The sequence below is a fragment of the uncultured Granulicatella sp. genome (assembly GCF_963516875.1).
Lineage (GTDB): Bacteria > Bacillota > Bacilli > Lactobacillales > Aerococcaceae > Granulicatella.
Window position 1 is genome coordinate 146,434 of record NZ_CAUQCL010000004.1, and the last position, 20,501, is coordinate 166,934.

Below are 20,501 nucleotides of genomic sequence, written 5' to 3' on the forward strand. Positions count from 1 at the left end.
GAGGAGGTGCCCGAAACATGAAACTTCATGAATTACAACCAGCAGCTGGTTCACGTAAAGAACGTAACCGTGTTGGTAGAGGTCAAGGTTCAGGAAACGGAAAAACTGCAGGACGTGGAAGCAAAGGTCAAAAAGCTCGTTCAGGCGGTGGCGTTAGATTAGGATTCGAAGGTGGACAAACTCCATTATTCCGTCGTTTACCAAAACGTGGTTTCCAAAATATTAATCGTAAAGAATATGCAGTCGTAAATCTAGAAACATTAAACCGTTTTGAAGATGGACAAGAAGTGACTGCTGCTGTACTAGTTGAGGCAGGTATCGTTAAAAACGAAAAAGACGGTATCAAAGTATTAGCAAACGGAAAACTTGAACGTAAGTTAACTGTTAAAGCAAATAAATTCTCTCAAGCAGCAAAAGAAGCAATTGAAGCTGCAGGTGGAACTGTAGAGGTGATTTAATGTTCTCTCTACTTAAAAATGCGATCACAACAAAAGATATTAGACAACGTCTATTATATACATTAATGGTATTAGTCGTATTTAGAATTGGGACGCATATTACAGTTCCTGGTGTTAATGCATCAGCTATTGAATCATTTGCATCGTCGGGTTTCTTTGGTATTTTAAATACATTTAGTGGTGGGGCATTGTCTAACTTTTCCATCTTTTCGATGGGAGTTTCTCCTTACATCACTGCGTCAATCGTAGTTCAATTATTACAAATGGATATTCTTCCTACATTCGTAGAATGGTCTAAACAAGGGGAAGTTGGTCGACGTAAATTAAATACCGCTACTCGCTATTTAACAATCGTAATTGGATTTTTCCAAGCATTTGCGATTTCATTTGGTTTCAATGCGTATGCAAACTATGGATTAATTAATAATCCTGGCATTTCAACATACTTGTTGATTGCTTTAGTTTTAACAGCAGGTACAATGTTTGTAACATGGCTAGGAGATATGATTACTGTAAATGGAATTAGTAATGGGGTTTCTATTATAATCTTTGCAGGGATTGTAGCTCGTATGCCACATGATATTTATGAATTTTATGTTAATCAATTACACGGAAAAGTCGATGAAGAGTTGTATCGTGCTTATGGGTTTACAGCTGCTTTAGCAGTTGCAATACTTTTAGTGGTTATGTTAGTAGTATATATTGAACAAGCGCAACGTCGCTTGCCGATTTCATACTCTAAACGTCCAACAGGAGCAAGCGAAGCTTCATGGTTACCATTGAAGATCAACTCTGCAGGGGTTATTCCAGTAATTTTTGCAAGTTCGTTTATAGCATTACCTCAAACTGTATTAAGTGCTGTTCATGGTCAATACAGTGAGGAAAGTTGGTATCAAGTTGCAACAAATATATTTGATTACCAAAAACCAGCAGGTGCAAGTTTATATATCTTTTTAATAGTAGTATTTACATACTTCTATGCATTTGTACAAGTTAACCCTGAAAAAGTTGCGGAAAACTTACAAAAACAAGGTGGTTACATCTTAAGTGTAAGACCTGGTAAAGACACAGAACATTATATTTCTGGAATGCTTTTAAGATTGAGTACAGTCGGAGCCCTTTACCTAGGTGGTATTTCATTATTACCTATGGTTGCTGCAGCTTTGTGGAATCTACCACGTGGTTTAATGTTAGGTGGAACAAACTTACTAATCGTAGTTGGGGTTGCACTTGAAATTAGCCGTCAAATTGAAGGCCGAGCAATTAAACGTAAATATAAAGGGTTTATCCAAGAGTAATGAGGAAGATTGACAAAATATTTTTGAATGTTTTGTCTTTTCTTCATCTACAATGTAAAGGAGATATTATGAATATTATTTTAATGGGCTTACCTGGAGCAGGTAAAGGAACTCAAGCAGAAAAAATTGTTGCTACTTATAACATTCCACATATTTCAACTGGTGATATGTTCCGTGCAGCAATGCAACAAGGAACAGAGTTAGGACTAAAAGCTAAATCTTTTATGGACAAAGGTGAATTAGTTCCTGATGAAGTTACTAACGGAATTGTTAAGGAACGTTTACAAGCAGACGATACTAAAAACGGATTTTTATTGGATGGTTTTCCAAGAACACAAGCTCAAGCTGAAGCACTTGATAAAATTATGGATGAATTAGGTCGTAAAATTGATGCAGTTATCAATATTGATGTAAATCCAGAAATTTTAATGCAACGTTTAACAGGACGTTTCATTTGCAGAAACTGTGGAGCTACTTATCACAAAATCAATAAACCAACTAAAGTAGAAGGCACATGTGATCGTTGTGGAGAACACGATTTCTACCAACGTGAAGATGACAAACCTGAAACTGTTGAAAATCGTATTCAAATTAATATTGAACAATCAAAACCAATCTTAAACTACTACAATGCAAAAGAAGTTTTACATAATGTAGATGGTGAAAGCGGGATTGATCATTTGTTTAACACAATTCAATCAATTATGGGCGAACCGCACCAAGCTTAACCTGTTATCTTGCATTTATTGTAGCTGAAATGGTATAATTAGAAAGTTAGATAACGGTAGAAGTCCGTCAGTAAAATCCGTAACAACTTTTTAAAAGTGAGGAGGATGAAGCATGGCAAAGGAAGACGTAATTGAAATTGAAGGTATTGTTAATGAAACATTACCAAATGCGATGTTCAAGGTCGAACTTGAAAATGGTCATGAGGTTTTAGCGCATGTATCTGGTAAAATCCGGATGCACTATATTAAGATTTTACCGGGCGATAAAGTAACGGTTGAATTATCACCTTACGATTTAACGCGCGGAAGAATCACATATCGCTTTAAATAATGGACTCCGTTAATGATATAAAGGAGGGAACTTAAATGAAAGTTAGAGCATCAGTAAAACCAATTTGCGAAAAATGTAAAGTAATTAAACGCAATGGTAAAGTTATGGTGATTTGTCAAAATCCCAAACATAAACAACGTCAAGGATAATTTATAAGGAGGTACTTAAAAGTATGGCTCGTATTGCAGGTGTGGATATTCCACGTGAAAAACGTGTTGTTATTTCTTTAACCTATATCTACGGTATCGGTGTTACGACTTCTAAACAAGTATTAGCAGCTGCTAATGTAAGTGAAGATACTCGTGTTCGTGATTTATCAAATGATGAATTAGACCGTATCCGTGCAGAAGTGGATAAACTAAAAATTGAAGGTGACTTACGTCGTGAAGTGAACTTAAACATCAAACGTTTGATGGAAATTGGTTCATATCGTGGTGTTCGCCATCGTCGTGGTTTACCAGTTCGTGGTCAAAATACTAAAAACAATGCTCGTACTCGTAAAGGCCCAGCTAAGGCTATTGCAGGTAAGAAAAAATAATTTAGAGAAGAAGGAGGTTAATTCTTCATGGCAAAGAAAGTTGTACGCAAACGCCGCGTGAAAAAGAATATTGAATCTGGTGTTGCTCACATCCGTTCAACATTTAATAATACAATTGTTATGATTACAGATGTACATGGAAATGCTGTTTCATGGTCTTCTGCAGGTGCTTTAGGATTTAAAGGTTCTAAAAAATCAACACCATTTGCTGCTCAAATGGCTGCTGAATCTGCTGCGAAAGGTTCAATGGAGCATGGTATGAAAACAGTTGAAGTTTCAGTTAAAGGTCCTGGTTCAGGTCGTGAAGCTGCAATTCGTTCATTACAAGCTACTGGTTTAGAAGTTACAGCAATTCGTGACGTAACACCAATCCCTCATAATGGATGTCGTCCTCCAAAACGCCGTCGTGTGTAATGGATTGTTATTGTTGAATTTTGTTGGACAATCGCACATTGTACGTACGTTTTGAAAGGGGTAAATAATAATGATCGAAATTGAAAAACCAAAAATTGAAACGATTGAGATCAGCGAAGATGCCAAATTCGGTAAATTCGTTGTTGAGCCACTTGAACGCGGTTATGGTACTACATTAGGGAACTCATTACGCCGTATTCTATTATCGTCACTCCCTGGTACTGCAGTAACAGATATCCAAATGGATGGCGTGTTACATGAATTTTCAACAATAGATGGCGTGGTAGAAGATGTTGCTGCAATCATTTTAAATATTAAGAAAATTGCATTAAAATCTTTTAGCGAAGATGATAAAGTGTTAGAAATCGATATCGTTGGTCCTGCTGTTGTAACTGCTGGAGATATCAAACATGATAGTGATATCGAAATCCTTAACCCTGATTTATATATTTGTACAGTAGCTGAAGGTCATCGCTTCCATGTTCGTATGAACGCTAAAAATGGTCGTGGTTATGTTCGTGCTGACTATAATAAATCTGAAAATATGCCAATTGGTGTAATCCCAATTGATTCTATTTATACTCCGATTAGTAAAGTGAACTACCAAGTCGAAAATACTCGAATTGGACAAAAAAATATTTATGATAAATTAACGCTTGATGTATGGACAGATGGTTCAATCTCTCCTGAAGAAGCTATTAGTTTAGCAGCTCGTATTTTAACTGAGCACTTAAATATTTTTGTTAATTTAACAGATGAAACTCGTCAAGTAGAAATTATGGTCGAAAAAGAAGAAACTCAAAAAGAGAAAATGCTTGAAATGACGATTGAAGAATTGGACTTATCAGTTCGTTCTTATAACTGCTTAAAACGTGCGGGAATCAATACTGTACAAGAATTAACGAATAAATCTGAAGCGGAAATGATTAAAGTTCGTAACTTAGGTCGTAAATCGCTTGAAGAAGTTAAACACAAATTAATCGAATTAAATTTAGATTTACGTCGTGAAGACTAATAGAAACTCTTAAGAAGGAGGAATATTAAAAAATGGCTTATCGTAAATTAGGACGTACAAGTTCACAACGTAAAGCGTTATTACGTGACTTGACAACTGACTTAATTATTAACGAACGCATCGTTACAACAGAAGCTCGTGCTAAAGAAATCCGTTCAACTGTTGAAAAAATGATTACTTTAGGTAAACGTGGAGATTTACATGCTCGTCGTCAAGCAGCTGCATATGTTCGTAACGAGGTAGCAGATGTACGTGAAGAAGGCGAAAAAATCGTTGTTGAAACTGCATTACAAAAATTATTCAATGGTTTAGCATCACGTTACAGCGAACGTCAAGGTGGATACACTCGTATTCTTAAAACTGAACCTCGTCGTGGCGATGCTGCACCAATGGTTATCATTGAATTAGTTTAATAGATAAACAAACACTTTTTGATGGTTATAAATGAGCGTCATGATGGTAATAATCATCTTGCGATTGTAGGATGAGAAGTCTGAGGCTACTGTAAAGTAGCCTTATTCTTTCTCATGATTATTTAGTCTAGCTCGCTGTCTCCCCGTCAGCGATGACGGGAAGGCACTTCATCATGAAGGTGTCTTTTTTTGTTTTTATACATATTTTATTTTATATACATAATTAAAGGTGAAGAGGTGAAGAAATTGGTTCAACCAGTTATTTCAATAAAAAATATTCATTTTCATTATCATGACGATGATAAAAGAGAAGCATTATCAGATGTAAGTATCGATGTATATCCTGGTGAATGGTTAGCAATTATTGGTCATAATGGTTCTGGAAAATCAACATTAGCTAAAATGATGAATGGACTATTAGAACCTAATGAAGGCTCAATTTATATTGATGGTCAATTATTAACAGAAGAAACAGTCTATGAAGCTAGACGAAAAGTAGGAATGGTGTTTCAAAATCCAGACAATCAGTTTGTTGGTACTACTGTAGAAGATGATATTGCATTTGGATTGGAAAATATTGGAATGCCTCGTGAGGAAATGATTCAAAAAATCAATTCATCTTTAGAAATGGTTCGCATGACGAAGTTTAAAGATAAAGAACCAGCACGTTTATCAGGTGGACAAAAACAGCGTGTAGCAATTGCTGGTATGATTGCATTAGCACCTAAAGTTGTGATTTTAGATGAAGCTACTTCTATGTTAGATCCACAAGGGAGATTTGAAGTGATTTCTACAATTCAAAAACTTCATAAGGAAAAAGGGATTACAGTTATTTCTATTACTCATGATTTGGAAGAGGCTGCAAGTGCAGATCGAGTATTATTAATGGAAGGCGGGAAAGTCAATCGTATTGGTGCACCTTCTGAAATTTTTGAAATGGGGACAGCTTTAGTTGAAAAAGGATTAGATGTTCCATTTTCTGAAAAATTAAAAGCAGTATTAAAAGAAAAAGGGTTAAATGTTCCAAATGAATATTTAGACGAAGAAGGGTTGGTTGAATGGTTATGGACATCCGTTTTAAACAAGTAGGATTTGCCTATCAAGCAGGTACGCCATTTGAAATGAGAGCATTACATGATATTTCGTTTTCTATTGAAGATGGTTCTTATGTTGCGATTATTGGACATACAGGTTCTGGGAAATCAACAATTCTTCAACATTTAAATGCTTTGTTGAAACCAACTGAAGGAGTTGTAGAATTAGGAGAAAAAACGATTGATTCAACAACCGGTAATAAAGACTTAAAACCTTTACGTAAAAAAGTTGGGATTGTTTTTCAATTTCCAGAAGCACAATTATTTGAAGAAACTGTTGAAAAAGATATTGCTTTTGGACCTAAAAATTTTGGTGTGAGTGAAGAAGAAGCATTAAAAACTGCCGCTGAAGTAGTAAAAATAGTTGGATTACCAGAAGATGTTTTGAAAAAATCACCATTTGATTTGTCTGGGGGACAAATGAGACGTGTTGCTATTGCTGGGGTATTAGCAATGAAACCAGAAGTGTTAGTTTTAGATGAACCAACAGCAGGGCTTGACCCAAAAGGTCGTTTTGAAATGATGGAAATGTTTTATAAATTGCATAAAGAGCAAAATTTAACGATTGTTTTAGTAACACATCAAATGAATGATGTAAGTGATTATGCCAATCATGTTGTTGTTGTTGAGGCAGGAAAGATTGTAAAAGAAGGTTCTCCTAAAGAAGTTTTTGAAGATGCTTCCTGGTTATTAGAAAAACAATTAGGAGTTCCAACAACATTAGCTTTTGTGGAAAAATTAAAATCTAAAGGTTGGAATACGGATAAAATGCCGTTAACATTAGAAGAATTAGCAGATGCTATCCTAGAAGAACGGGGGGTGAATGAAGATGCTCGATAAACTACTATTAGGTCGTTATTTACAAGGGGATTCTTTTATTCATCGCTTGGATCCTCGTACAAAATTTTTAGCCACTTTTCTTTTTATTATTATTGTATTCCTTGCGAATAATTGGCTAACTTATTTTATTTTAGCAATTTTTACAATGCTTGCTTTGTTAGCTTCTAAAATTCCAATGAGTTTCTTTTGGAATGGAGTAAAACCACTATTGTGGGTTATCTTGTTTACAGTAGTATTACAAATGGTATTTACAACAGGTGGAGAGGTTTATGTTGAATGGGCATTCATTAAGATTACTTCTTATGGAGTTATTAATGCAATTTTTATCTTCCTAAGATTTATGTTTATTATTTTTATTTCTACATTAATGACTTTAACGACACCGCCTTTGCAAATTGCAGATGCTATGGAATCGATTATGAAACCATTAGGGAAAATTGGTGTTCCAGTTCATGAGATTGCCTTAATGCTATCAATTGCTTTACGTTTTGTTCCTACATTAATGGATGAAGCTCAAAAAATTATGAATGCACAACGAGCTCGTGGTGTAGATTTTGGAGAAGGTAATTTATTTGAACAGATGAAAGCTATTATTCCGATTTTAATTCCATTATTTGTGAGTTCATTTAACCGTGCGGAAGATTTGGCAACTGCAATGGAAGCAAGAGGATACCAAGGTGGAACAGGGAGATCAAAATATCGAGTTCTTACCTATGGTAAAATTGATGGAATAGCTGCAACGTCACTAGTGATTTTAACGATTGCTTTAGTGTTATTTAGAGGACAATAATGAGTATGGAACAAGATTTACCATTATTAAGATATTTATTAAGAAAAATCTATCATGCTGAAACACGTATGAAAAAATTAAGAACATGGATGCTATTTGATTTTTTTAGTGATAGTCTGATTTTAAATTGGTTTAAAAGAAGGCAAATTTCAGCATTGAATAAGGATTTAGCTGAAATCCAATATGGAGTAAGAAAACTTTAAAGAGACTATCCCTACTTATTAGCAAATTCAAATTTACATATCTCGAATACAACTTGGGACTATATTTTTGATTTGTGGTTAGATAATGTTGTTGTAGATTTTATGATTCATAAAAATGTACAAGAGATTTCGAGAAATTTGGATTCATTAAAAGTAGTAGTTGTACGCTTAATTAAACAACAATTAAATTAAAGGCTTTCCCATAGTAGGTTGTTATTTCTACTATGGGAAAGTCTTTTCCACTTTTCGAACGGGAATATGGTACAATAAGACGAAGGAATTATGAAGGGGGAAATCGAGTGGGATTTCGTTATAAGGTCATTTTAAGTTATGATGGAACGAATTATGTAGGATTTCAAGTACAAGAAAATGGCAATAGCATTCAAGCAGAATTAAATAAAGCACTGAAAAAAATGACAAAGGGATTGTATATTCCGGTTTGTGGTTCTGGTAGAACAGATTCAGGTGTACATGCGAATGGACAAGTGATACATTTTGATTATCCGACAAAAATTGAAGAAGAAAATTTACAAAGAGCATTAAATAGTTTATTACCGGATGATATTTGTGCAAGAGAAGTGAGGACAGTTAGTGATGACTTTCATGCAAGATATAGTGTGACGGGAAAACGATATATATACCGCGTAAATATTCAAAAATTTATCAATCCGTTTAGTCGATTATATACTCTTCACCATCCTTATCGAGTGAATGTGGATAAGATGAATGAAGCTTTACAAGCGGTCATTGGCGAACATGATTTTACAAGCTTTTGTTCTACAAAGACGGATAAAGAGTCGAAAGTTAGAATCGTTACGAAAGCCGAAGTGGTAGAAAAAGATGGGGAATTAGTCTTTACGTTTGAAGGAAATGGATTTTTATACAATATGATTCGTATATTAGTGGGGACGAGTCTTCAAATTGGAGATGGACTACGACCTGTCTCAGATATGAAAGAGATTTTAGAAGCAATGGACCGACAAAAAGCAGGCCCAACCGCTCCTCCTCAAGGCTTGTATTTAGATGAAGTTTTCTATGAAGAAAAGGAATAATGCAGTTTTATCAAGAGTATGTTACAATAGAAACGGATTTAATTTTAAGGAGAGATTTGATGGTATTAGAAAATTTTGATGTAAATTTACAAAAATATGCAAAATTACTAGTGTCTACTGGGATTAATGTTCAACCAGGACATACAGTAGTCATTTATGCGGAAGTGGAGCAAGCAGTATTTGCACGCTTATTAGTAAAAGAAGCGTATCAATTAGGAGCAAGTGAAGTTATCGTTCAATGGAGTGATGATGAAATCAACCGTGAGCGTTTATTATATGCAGCGGAAGATCGTATCACAACTGTTCCTGAATATAAAGTCCAAGAAATGCATTATTTATTAGACCATAAAGCAAGTCGTTTAAGCATTGTCTCTAAAGATCCAGATGCATTAAATGGAGTAGATACAAGTCGTCTTGCAAAATCAATGAAAGCTACAAGTGTTGCTTTAAAACCAATGCGTATTGCAGGTCAATCGAATAAAATAAGCTGGACAGTAGCAGCTGCAGCAGGTAGCGCATGGGCTAAAAAAGTATTCCCAGAAGCAACATCAACTGAAGAGGCTGTAGATTTATTGTGGAATCAAATCTTCACTACTTGCCGAGTATATGCTGATGATCCAGTTGCAGCTTGGAAAGAACATGAAGAAAAATTAGACAAAAAAGCAGCTATTTTAAATAAAGAACAATTTGCTAAATTACATTACACAGCACCAGGAACTGACTTAACTCTTGGAATGCCTAAAAACCATGTTTGGGAAAGTGCTGGAAGCTATAATGCACAAGGTGAACACTTTATTGCAAATATGCCAACAGAAGAAGTGTTCTCAGCTCCAGATTATCGTGTGGCAGATGGTTATGTAACAAGTACAAAACCATTAAGTTATAACGGAAATATTATCGAAGGAATTAAAGTTACCTTTAAAGATGGTCAAATCGTAGAAGTTTCTGCTGAAAAAGGCGACCAAGTAATGAAAGACTTAGTATTCGAAAATATGGGTGCTCGTGGATTAGGAGAAGTTGCCTTAGTAAGCGATCCTTCTCCAATTTCTCAATCAGGCATTACATTCTTTAATACATTATATGATGAGAATGCTTCTAACCACTTAGCAATTGGTTCAGCTTATGCGACAAGTGTCAAAGGTGGAGAAAAATTCGAAACTGAAGAAGAATTAGCTGCTGCCGGCTTAAATCGTTCTGACGTTCATGTGGACTTCATGATTGGTGGACCAAATATGAATGTTGACGGTATTCGTGAAGACGGAACAGTTGTACCAATTTTCCGTAATGGAGACTGGGCTATTTAATGACATTGAAAGCATCCTATCCATTGTTTTAGTCAGATGGATGGGATGTTTTTTGGTTTAAAAATGAAGGGTGTTGAAAGTATGAGTCGACAAAGGAAATGGTTTTATGGAGTTTTTGGTGTATTATTTTCACTGATTTTATTATTTTATGGATTGATTCTTATATTTACTTATCGTGGAACACCTGAAGCAATCGAAAAGTGGAATGAGCATTCTTATGTGAAAAAGAATCAGTATTATCGATTTGAGGCAAAGGGAGAAGAACAAGCAACTCTATTATTTTATACGGGAGCATTAGTAGAGCCTCAAGCTTATGTTGGGATTGCCGAAGGACTAGCCAAGAGTGGCATTACGACTTATGTGATTGAATCTTCATTGAATTTACCAGTTTTTGAAATGGGAACAATGGAAATAATTGTAAAAGAAGAGAATTTGGATAAAGTATATGTAGCAGGACATTCTTTAGGGGGAGTTGTTGCAAGCTTAGATGCTGTAAAATTACAAAAGGACAATCACTTAGCAGGAATAATTTTATTAGCTAGTTATCCAGATAAAAGTGTTGATTTGAGTAGTAGTAATATTCCAGTTTTATCAATTGTAGCAAGTCAGGATAAGGTTTTGAACTGGGACAAATATGAAGCTAGTAAGTCTCGTTTGCCTAAGTCTAGTGAAGAACTTATGATTGAAGGTGGAAATCATAGTGGATTTGGAATGTATGGAGAACAGAAAGGTGATGGGAAAGCTTCGATTTCAAATGATGAACAACAACAGAAAGTAATTGAAAAAATGACGGAATTTATGAAGCGGGAAAAATAGTTTGCTGATTCCAGCTAGAATTTTAAAGAAAAAACGTTAAAGTCATAGCAATTTTAATGAAAAAGTTTTACAATAGAAACGATAGACAAAATAGAAGGGAAGTTATTAAAAATGGCAGATAAAGTGCGTGTACGTTATGCACCAAGTCCAACAGGGCATTTGCATATTGGTAATGCAAGAACAGCTCTATTTAATTATTTATTCGCAAGACATTACGGTGGAGAATTTATTATTCGTATTGAAGATACTGACCGTAAGAGAAATATTGCTCATGGGGAAGAAAGTCAATTAGAAAACTTAACTTGGTTAGGAATTGACTGGGATGAAGGTCCAGATAAACCAAAAAATGTAGGACCATATCGTCAATCAGAACGTGAACATATTTATAATCCATTAATTGAACAATTAATTGCAGAAGATAAAGCTTATAAATGCTATATGACTGAAGAAGAATTAGAAGCAGAACGTGAAGCACAACGTGCAAATGGAGAAATGCCACACTATAGTGGGCAACATGCTCATTTAACACAAGAACAACGTGATGCTTTCGAAGCAGAAGGACGTACTCCAGTTGTTCGTTTCAGAGTTCCTCAAAATAGAACTTATACATTTGATGATATTGTAAAAGGTGAAATTACTTTTGAATCTGGTAGTGTAGGTGGCGACTTTGTTATTTTAAAACGTGATGGTATGCCAACGTATAACTTTGCAGTAGCAGTGGATGATCACTTTATGGAAATTACTCATGTATTACGTGGGGATGACCATATTGCAAATACTCCTAAACAAATGATGGTTTATGAAGCATTTGGATGGGATACTCCTAGATTCGGTCATATGACATTAATTATTAATACAGAAACTGGTAAAAAATTATCAAAACGTGATGAATCTATTTTACAATTTATTGAACAATATAAAGATTTAGGCTATTTACCAGAAGCAATGTTCAACTTCATTACTTTATTAGGATGGTCTCCACAAGGAGAAGATGAAATTTTCTCAAGAGAAGAATTTATTCAAATTTTTGATGAAAAACGTCTTGGTAAATCTCCAGCAGCATTCGATCCTAAGAAGTTAGAATGGATTAACAATACTTATGTGAAGAAAACTCCATTAGAAGAAGTTGCTCCATTAGCAATTCAACAATTACAATTAGCTGGTTTATTACCGGAAACATTGAGAGAAGAAGAACAAGTTTGGGCGAATAAATTAGTAGCGTTATATCATGATCAAATGAGCTACATGAATGAGATTGTTTCTATTTCAAGTTTATTCTTCCAAAAAGATTTTGTTGTAGAAAATGATGAAGCAAGAGAAGTGCTTCAAGGTGAAACTGTACCGACTGTACTTCATGCATTTAAGGCTCAATTAGAAGCTTTAGAGGTGTTTGATGAAGCTAGTGTGATGGCAGCTATTAAGGCTGTTCAAAAAGAAACTGGTGTAAAAGGTAAGAACTTATTTATGCCAATTCGTGTGGCAACAAGTGGTCAAACTCATGGTCCATCTTTAGGTCAAACGATTGAATTATTAGGAAAAGAACGTAGCCTTGTACACTTAAACGAAGCGTTGGCTTTAATCCAAGCTTAATTAAATCGAATTAGACTTCCTGTGATAGTAGTATTAGGACGGCAGTAGCCTCGCCAAGCGAGTCTCTTGCCTAAAATTCGAGCCTAGGGTCTCGAATTTACCTGTAATATCAGCCAGAATGGCTGATATTACTCATACTACTATAGGAAGTCTATTCTTATTTAACGGATAAACATGATAAGGGCGTGTGAGATGAGCCTTCCTAAGTATAGTAGCATTAGGACGCCAGCAGACCTAGCGGTCTCATGGCTAAACTTCGAGCCTGGGTCTCGAAGTTTCCTGCGGTATCAGCCTATGAGGCTGATACTGCCCATGCTACTATAGGAAGTCTTTTCTCATTTTACGTATAAATATGAGGTGAGGGTGAGGAGTTTTTTATGAATAAAAAAGAATTATCCGATAAAACAGCATTTTTATGGACTTTGTTTGGAATTACGTTGTTATTGTTTGTTTTTCAGCAGTTGGGAAATCAAGTGCAATGGTATTTGAATATGGCTGGGTTAGTATTGGCAAATGAAATTTTTGGCTTTTTAGTTTCTGATAAAGATACTGTAAAAATTTTTTCGATTTCAAAACAGATGTATTGGTGGGTTTGTTTAGTTATTATTTGTTTTGTTATTTCAATTATGATGCTATCTAATAGATTAGCAAGTTCAGTGTTTGAAAATGCTACAGAATTAGATTTATATCATTTACTGTCCTTACTTTTGATCATATTAAGTAGTTCTCAAGTTTATTATGGATTGATTCATTCAAAAATTATAGAATCTTATACTAATGAATGGATTCGTAACGATATTAAAAGAGATATTAGAATTGGTATAAATTCTTTCCTTCATTCACTTCCAATGCTTCTTTTTATAATTGGAATTTGTATATTGTTTCATTTTAGTGGATTTTACCCGAGCTTGTGGCAAAGTGCTTTGTGTTATATTTGTATTTCAAGCGTAATTTATGCGAATTAGACTTCCTGAAATAGTAGCATTAGGACGCCAGCAGACCTAGCGGTCTCATGGCGAAACTTCGAGCCTAAGGTCTCGAAGTTTCCTGCGGTATCAGCCGTGTGGCTGATACTACTCATGCTATTATAGGAAGTCTTTTCTTATTTAGGTTGTTCGATAAATCCTTATTTAGAGAAAAATTATGAGGGAGTAGTTCGTATCGTATTTTTTCTATCATTAAATATTGAACTGTATAGGTGTAGTATTTTTATATATCAAAATAATGTTGTGTTTTCGCTTGCAAAGAATTGAGAATTTATATAAAATACGAAGTAAATAAGTGTTGACAAGGTGATCGAGATGTTGCTATCATTGACAGACAGACAGACAGACAGACAGACAGAGGTAAGTCTGTCTTATTTGAATACATTTTTTATAACAGACAATGAAGGAATCCTATCTATCAAAGATAGGTATTTCTTTGTTGTCTGTTTTTGTTTGTTTGAGAACCTTGAAAATGACCCATAAAAACTCTAAGGAGGTATGCATTTTAAAAGAATGAAAGGTCAGTAATCGGCTAATGTTACAATATTATGTGATTTTTTGCGTAAAGTAGTATGACATAAATGAAGTGGAATAGGAAATTTGATAAAAGGTACTATTCTTTTCTAAAGTTTAGTAACCAAGAAAGAAGGAGGAAATATGGAAACTATAAGAAGAAGTCTTTTTGGATATCACAAAAAGGAAGTAGAGGATTTAGTGGGAAAGTTGGAGCAAGAGAATAAACTTCTCAAACAAGAACTTACTGGGAAATCAGAAGCGATTGAACAGTTGAATGCTCAATTATATAAATATCGCTCTCAAGAAGAATTAATTAGCGAAGCAATCATTGATGCAAAACAGCTATCCAAGCAATTGGTAGAGGAAGCGAAACAACAAGCAACAGAGATGATTGATGCTGCGAATAAAACAATATCAGATGAGTTTGAGCGATTTAATCAAACGATGGATACGTTAAATGAAATGAAGAACAAAGTTGTGGCTCAGAAAGCCGAGTTATCGAAGGAATTGCAAGAACTCTTATTGCGTTATAAAAATGCGTTTGAAACCTCAGAGACGGAGGACTTTACTCGTATAAAAGAACATTTAGAGGAGGAGATTGCTCAGTCAGAAAAAGTTTTTGAGAGTTCTAAACAAGTTATTTATATTCCTGATGTGATTCAAAATCATCATTAAAACGAAAAAACTAAATTAGAATTAAGAAAGGAAGTAAGCGTGTGAAAAAAGAAAATACAGGGCAACAAAAGCAAATATATTCTATCCGTAAAAATAAAGCGTACGGTGCAAGTTCAGTATTAATTGGATTAATGGGGTCAGCATTTTTGCTGAGCGGATTGGCACCTGCGGTTCAAGCTGGAGAACAGGAGAGTAAACCAGAAACAAAACCGGCAGATGGATCAGCTGTGAATGGAACAAATGCTCCAACTATTGAAACGAATCATCTTATTATTGCGTCTCAACCAAAAGAAAGTGATCCTAAATCGGAATCAACATCTACAGATAATCCGAAATCAAATGTGGAAAATGCTCAAACGAATGAAACAAAGCCGGTAAATAGCGAATCGTCTCAACCAAAAGAAGAACCAGCTGCATCGGTTAAGCCAACAGAGGGAGCAAAACCAGCTGAAGAGACAACTCCTTCTAAACGAGCAGTAAGTATTGTCTATAAAGTACGCTATGTAGATCGTAAATCTCACAAAGTAGTTCATGAAGTAACGAAGACGAAAACCGTAGAAACTACTGAAGCGAAGGCAAAAGCTAGCGTAACAGAAATTGGTGGTGAACTGGCAAATGATAGTCAATTAGAAAACTATTATGTTCCAGATGGCAATCCAACAACAATGACAAAAGAAATTGTTGAAGGAGCAGACAATGTTTTTGAATACGAAGTAGAAGGCTTTGGAGAAGCAGAAACACCTAAAGAACGTACCGTTGCTCTTAAATATACGGTAGAATATGTTGATAAAAAGTCTGGTCTTGTCTTAGCAAGCGAGGAAAAGGAAGAAAAAGTCTCTACAACAGAAACAGTAGCGAAAAAAGAAGTAACAATTCAACCTTCACTTGCTACAAATGAAAAACTAAAGGACTGGGTTCTTTCAAAAGATGCACCAGCTAGTCAAAAACTTACCTTAACAGAAGGCACTGTCGGAAAAGTAACGTTTAAACTTCAGAATTCTGAAGGCGGAAAAGTGAGAAATAAACGGCACCAAGAAACTCCTAATATAGATGGACAACCATACTTAACACTGGAAAATTACACGCCAGGATGGGAAAGTAGAGAATCTATGACTTTTCTTGGAAATGGTCAAAATACTTATAAAATTGTGTATAAGGCTGGTGCCTCAAGACTTCCAAATAATAATATAGAAACAGATGTCGAATTGACCCAAGGAGCAAAAGATTTAGGATTTACGTTGGATACAACAAATGGGTTTTTGACTACAACGTTAACCCCTACAAGATCCATGAAGGGGACTTATGAGGTTGGTTTTTATGTTAAGTCAAATCCAAACATTAAAGTGTCAGGAACTATAACCATTACCGTAAATGAACATTATGGTTTTATGATTATGAATGATCAGGGATATGATTATGTCCCTTATTTTTCAAATGCTAGTAGTACAAGTAGTTATCTTACTCAGCAAGATGGTAATTACAGCAATTACAGAGATAGCAATTACGGCGGAGATTTACGAAACGAAACACCATTTTATCGCACGAACTCCAGTTCTCGGCAATACTTAGTTGATTATGTAGAAAATAATTATCCGAAAGCAGAAGTTACTATTGATGGACTTCGCATGCCTTCGACACCATTTGGTTATTTTATGCCTGATGCGAGGAAGAGAGTTAGTGATGCTAATCAAGATACGAAACGTTATTATACAATGTTGCCAATATTTGCTCCAATGGATCGTTCAAAAGATTTTGCTAATAATGATAAACAAGGGTTATCAATTACAAAATTTACAGTTTTAGAAGCATCCGATGGAGTGGAAGCTAAGTTAATAGATTTGAGACATGATAAGGCTCCAGATAAGGGTGTTTATAGCAATAATCGGGATTTTCAAACGGTGGCATTGTATAATAACGACGAATCATATAATTCATGGTCGGATTATATTAATACGCCATATTATCTTCAATTTACGAAATTGCCTAAAGATGCAGGTAATTATTTCGCAACTGTTGAAATAACAGACAATTTAGGGCTGACTAAAAAAATCAGATTAAACTTTACAACTTATGAAAATTCTATTTCTGGTAGCAGATCTTACGGTCAATTTGGAATATCTTACGCTTTAACTACAGCAGATGCCCTATTTGAAGCAAAGAAGGAATATGTTGATGAGAAGAATGGAACGGTTACGATTCCTACATCTAATAAGGAACAAATCTTAGGGAAAGTAGTTCTTAATAAAGAGAATGCCTATATACAGCCGAATGAATTCCCTCCTGGTATTGAGTTAAGAACGATTGAGGGAAAAGTTGATGAGCAAGGACATCCAACTGAAGCGTATGTAGTTAAAAAAGAGAATGTTAAGATCCCCCCTGCCTCATATTCGTTTAAAGTAACAGCAAGAGATGGGCACTTTCAAGAGGGAGGAGTTCGTTCGTTTAACTTTGATGTTGTAGATGCCATTAATCCAATAGCTGATCAGCGTTGGAGGGAATCATCTGTTCCAACTCCGATTCCTGTTTCCATGGAGAATGGTTCGAAAATTACAGGAATTCGTGTAGAAACAAGTGGAGGATATGCTGTTTTTGAGGGGAATCCTAATGATTCGAACATCTCTATTTATGGGTTGAAGCGAACTACAGAAAAGCAAAATGCCCGTGTGTATGTAACTTTTACGGATGGAGATGGGAAAACACATACAACGTTCACAGATTTTAAATATGAAATTGAACCGAATACGGTAGATGATTTAGCAGTAACAGTTACTAATTCAACTCAAGAAATTTCTGAGGGTGGTACATGGCAAGATATGGTTATTACGACAACTCCAAGTGAAGGAGTGACGATTAAAGTTGATAAGACAAAACTTCCGATAGGAACACGAGTTGTTGGCAATGTTATTAAGGGAAAAGGTCTCTATGAAGGGGTTTATGAGATTCCTATCTTAGCAGTAAAAGGAGATACTGTGAAGTCGACAGCGGTACATTTAACTGTGAAACCAGGAGAATTTGTCGTTCCGCCAGAAACTGTAGAAGTTGAGGTACTTTCTAATGATATTAAAGCAATCACAACAGGAGAAAATGGGGAAATAGTGAAGACTCCAGTACCTAGATATGGATTACACATACCGAAAGGTGCAAAAGTAACCTATAGTGATAGAGGATACTACTTTTCAGGCTCGGGAATGGAAATTAGTCAAGATGGAACTGAAATTACCGGGACGCCAAGCAGGGTAGGAGAATATACTCTTAATGCCATTGCTAGTTGGAGAGCTTCAAATGGAGTTACTCGTACCGCCACAACTACTTATAATATTAATGTAACAGGATTAACGCCAAGTCTTACTATTAGTTCAACAGCTCAACCAGAACATCCGACGGATGCATACACGGATAGTTCTTATCGATTGATTGCACCACTGGGTTCTCCAATCCCTACAATTACAATAAAACAAGAACCTCATTCAAGATTGGATGTTGGTGGCTTACCAGAAGGTTTGCAGTATTCGTATGATGAAGCGACTCATACTGGTACGATTACAGGAACTCCAACCAATATGTATTATCGAGGATATGTTCATAATATTGGAGTCTCAACCCGTTTAGATTATAACCTAGTACGAAGCGGTGAGCCTGATTCTATTGAAAAAAGGATTTATATTGAAGTCGTTCCTGAAACATCAGGACTTGAAATTAACCCTGCGGAACAGACGTTTAATGCAAACGAAAATATGCCTCCGATTACGGTGTCCGGGGTTGATAGCCGTGCGACAGTTGAATTAGATGGAGCGCCAGAAGGAGTAAGTTATAACAAGATTACTCGTCAAATTACAGGAACTCCAACAAGTGGAGTAGGTGATTACTCTTTCAATGTACGGGCAATTATGCCAGAAAGTACTGGTGGTGCAGTGACAACCAAGGGAGTTACTCTTCACGTGCGTGCAATAGAACCAAGCTTGTCGGCTACTCCAAGTGCGGCCACTGTGGAGGCTACTAATAGAATGCCAGACATTACTATTACGAAAGACCCACTTTCTGAACTTGCTACACCAACAGTAACGATTGCAGGAATTGGAGAGTCTAGACCATTATCAGAACTTGGATTGAGTTATGATACAACTTCAAGAACGATTACAGGTACACCGACAGTTGTAGGGCACCATACCATTCATTTATCTACAACTCTGTCACGACGTTATACAGGGGAGTATTCTGGTGTTACAAAAACGCTTGATATCCCAGTGACAGTGAATGCTAAGAGTTTTGACTTAAATATAACTAATCAAACACAAACAAAGACGGTTCTATCACCAATTGATCCAGTCGTGTTGACAGTGCCAGAGGGGATAAATCTAACGGTCGATACGGATGCATTACCTCCGGGTGTTACATACAACGAAGAGAACAAGAGAATTGAAGGTACTCCGTCTAGGGTAGGCACTTATAATATTACAGTTACAGCAAGACCAAATGGAATAACTGGTAATAACAAAACTGCGACTGTAACGATTCAAGTAAATCCGTTAGAAGCAACAATTGGAATTACGCCTAGAGAGCAAACCGTTCAAGTTGGAACTGAAATAACTCCGGTAACTGTAACACCGAATACACATGCCAGTGTCTATGGAACGGATGCGCTTCTTAATGCAGTTAGCGGGAATGCTTCTGGAGTTGCTGAATCGAATATTGTTAATTATTTCTTAGGTGTATACGGTTTAACTTACAATCCTACAAATCATACAATTACAGGAACACCAACAAAGACTGGACGTATTGCATTTACTTTCATCGCACGCAATAGTGCTGATTTAGGTGGTAAGGAAGCCAGAGAAACATTCACGTTGAATGTAGTGGAATCTCTTTCTAAGATTCCTGTCATTACAGAAGCTCATGAAGGTTCCAATGTGGTTAAGGGAAGCGGTGTTGCAGGAGCGACAGTAACCGTTACACTTCCAACTGGAGATGAGAAAACAGCTCTAGTTTCAGGAGATGGATCATGGAGTGTGGATACTACATCACCACTTGGAAAAGGACAAAGCATCTCTGCTCGTCAAAAAGAAGTTAATAAAACAATGAGTAATGATATTAGTGCTACTGTAGTTGCAAATGCTGGACTAGAATTATCTAAGGAACCAATAGTAGATGCAATTATTGAAGGTGCTACAACGATTACAGGTAAAGGGGAAAATGGTTCAACCATTAATGTTACTCTTCCAAATGGTACTATTAAAACAACTACAGTAACAGATGGAAGATGGACAGTTACATTAGAAAGTCCTGTAGCAAAAGGTGATAATATTCTTGTTTCACAAACGCAACCAAATAAAGCTACGAGTCCATCAGTTTCGGCAACAGCAGTTCCTACGATTACAAAAGGGGACAAAGGTGAGGACGGAGCAGCTGGAGAAAACGGACAAAATGGACGAGACGGCAAAGA

The 20,501-nt window shown here is 35.8% G+C and carries 20 protein-coding genes; all 20 read left to right on the forward strand.

The features are described 5' to 3' along the window. Positions 1–17 precede the first annotated feature (17 nt). On the forward strand, positions 18–458 hold the full coding sequence (gene rplO, locus RWM24_RS03250) for a 50S ribosomal protein L15 (RefSeq protein WP_314078323.1): 441 nt from the start codon (positions 18–20) through the stop codon (positions 456–458). Continuing rightward, complete coding sequence (gene secY, locus RWM24_RS03255) at positions 458–1,756, forward strand: preprotein translocase subunit SecY (protein ID WP_314111478.1); 1,299 nt, start codon at positions 458–460, stop codon at positions 1,754–1,756. Before rplO ends, secY begins: the two co-directional genes overlap by 1 nt. 68 nt (positions 1,757–1,824) lie before the next feature. Then, positions 1,825–2,484, forward strand: a complete 660-nt coding sequence (locus RWM24_RS03260; RefSeq protein ID WP_314111481.1) for an adenylate kinase — start codon at positions 1,825–1,827, stop codon at positions 2,482–2,484. 112 nt (positions 2,485–2,596) lie between these two features. Continuing rightward, positions 2,597–2,815 carry a translation initiation factor IF-1 gene (gene infA / locus RWM24_RS03265; RefSeq protein ID WP_005607446.1) on the forward strand — a complete coding sequence of 73 codons (219 nt, stop codon included), beginning with the start codon at positions 2,597–2,599 and terminating at the stop codon, positions 2,813–2,815. Between the two features lie 35 nt (positions 2,816–2,850). Continuing rightward, positions 2,851–2,964 (forward strand): 50S ribosomal protein L36, encoded by a 114-nt coding sequence (rpmJ, locus tag RWM24_RS03270; RefSeq protein WP_005607444.1) that lies wholly within the window; start codon positions 2,851–2,853, stop codon positions 2,962–2,964. Positions 2,965–2,987: 23 nt separating this feature from the next. After that, positions 2,988–3,353: a 30S ribosomal protein S13 gene (gene rpsM / locus RWM24_RS03275; protein ID WP_006703292.1), complete on the forward strand. Its 366-nt coding sequence runs from the start codon at positions 2,988–2,990 to the stop codon at positions 3,351–3,353. Between the two features lie 27 nt (positions 3,354–3,380). Further along, positions 3,381–3,767 (forward strand): 30S ribosomal protein S11, encoded by a 387-nt coding sequence (gene rpsK, locus RWM24_RS03280; RefSeq protein ID WP_005607440.1) that lies wholly within the window; start codon positions 3,381–3,383, stop codon positions 3,765–3,767. 70 nt (positions 3,768–3,837) lie between these two features. Then, positions 3,838–4,782 carry a DNA-directed RNA polymerase subunit alpha gene (locus tag RWM24_RS03285; protein ID WP_314078328.1) on the forward strand — a complete coding sequence of 315 codons (945 nt, stop codon included), beginning with the start codon at positions 3,838–3,840 and terminating at the stop codon, positions 4,780–4,782. Between the two features lie 32 nt (positions 4,783–4,814). Further along, on the forward strand, positions 4,815–5,195 hold the full coding sequence (gene rplQ, locus RWM24_RS03290) for a 50S ribosomal protein L17 (RefSeq protein WP_314078330.1): 381 nt from the start codon (positions 4,815–4,817) through the stop codon (positions 5,193–5,195). Between the two features lie 246 nt (positions 5,196–5,441). Further along, complete coding sequence (locus RWM24_RS03295; RefSeq protein ID WP_399539278.1) at positions 5,442–6,284, forward strand: energy-coupling factor ABC transporter ATP-binding protein; 843 nt, start codon at positions 5,442–5,444, stop codon at positions 6,282–6,284. Beyond that, entirely contained in the window at positions 6,260–7,129 is an 870-nt protein-coding gene (locus RWM24_RS03300; RefSeq protein ID WP_314111520.1) for an energy-coupling factor ABC transporter ATP-binding protein, read from the forward strand. Before RWM24_RS03295 ends, RWM24_RS03300 begins: the two co-directional genes overlap by 25 nt. Then, complete coding sequence (locus RWM24_RS03305; protein WP_314111487.1) at positions 7,119–7,919, forward strand: energy-coupling factor transporter transmembrane component T; 801 nt, start codon at positions 7,119–7,121, stop codon at positions 7,917–7,919. Before RWM24_RS03300 ends, RWM24_RS03305 begins: the two co-directional genes overlap by 11 nt. Further along, a complete protein-coding gene (locus RWM24_RS03310; protein ID WP_314111490.1) occupies positions 7,919–8,122 on the forward strand; it encodes a hypothetical protein in 204 nt (67 codons plus the stop codon). The genes RWM24_RS03305 and RWM24_RS03310 overlap by 1 nt, the downstream gene beginning before the upstream one ends. 299 nt (positions 8,123–8,421) lie before the next feature. Further along, complete coding sequence (gene truA / locus RWM24_RS03315; protein ID WP_314111492.1) at positions 8,422–9,174, forward strand: tRNA pseudouridine(38-40) synthase TruA; 753 nt, start codon at positions 8,422–8,424, stop codon at positions 9,172–9,174. 59 nt (positions 9,175–9,233) lie between these two features. Beyond that, entirely contained in the window at positions 9,234–10,478 is a 1,245-nt protein-coding gene (locus RWM24_RS03320) for an aminopeptidase (RefSeq protein ID WP_314111495.1), read from the forward strand. Between the two features lie 81 nt (positions 10,479–10,559). Continuing rightward, a complete protein-coding gene (locus RWM24_RS03325) occupies positions 10,560–11,294 on the forward strand; it encodes an alpha/beta hydrolase (RefSeq protein WP_314111497.1) in 735 nt (244 codons plus the stop codon). Between the two features lie 111 nt (positions 11,295–11,405). Further along, complete coding sequence (gene gltX, locus RWM24_RS03330) at positions 11,406–12,884, forward strand: glutamate--tRNA ligase (RefSeq protein WP_314111500.1); 1,479 nt, start codon at positions 11,406–11,408, stop codon at positions 12,882–12,884. 377 nt (positions 12,885–13,261) lie between these two features. Next, on the forward strand, positions 13,262–13,849 hold the full coding sequence (locus RWM24_RS03335) for a hypothetical protein (RefSeq protein WP_314111502.1): 588 nt from the start codon (positions 13,262–13,264) through the stop codon (positions 13,847–13,849). Positions 13,850–14,527: 678 nt separating this feature from the next. Continuing rightward, entirely contained in the window at positions 14,528–15,061 is a 534-nt protein-coding gene (locus tag RWM24_RS03340) for a DivIVA domain-containing protein (RefSeq protein WP_314111505.1), read from the forward strand. A gap of 41 nt (positions 15,062–15,102) precedes the next feature. Next, positions 15,103–20,501 (forward strand): Ig-like domain-containing protein (locus RWM24_RS03345; protein ID WP_314111508.1); only part of this gene is annotated, 5,399 nt, incomplete at its 3' end.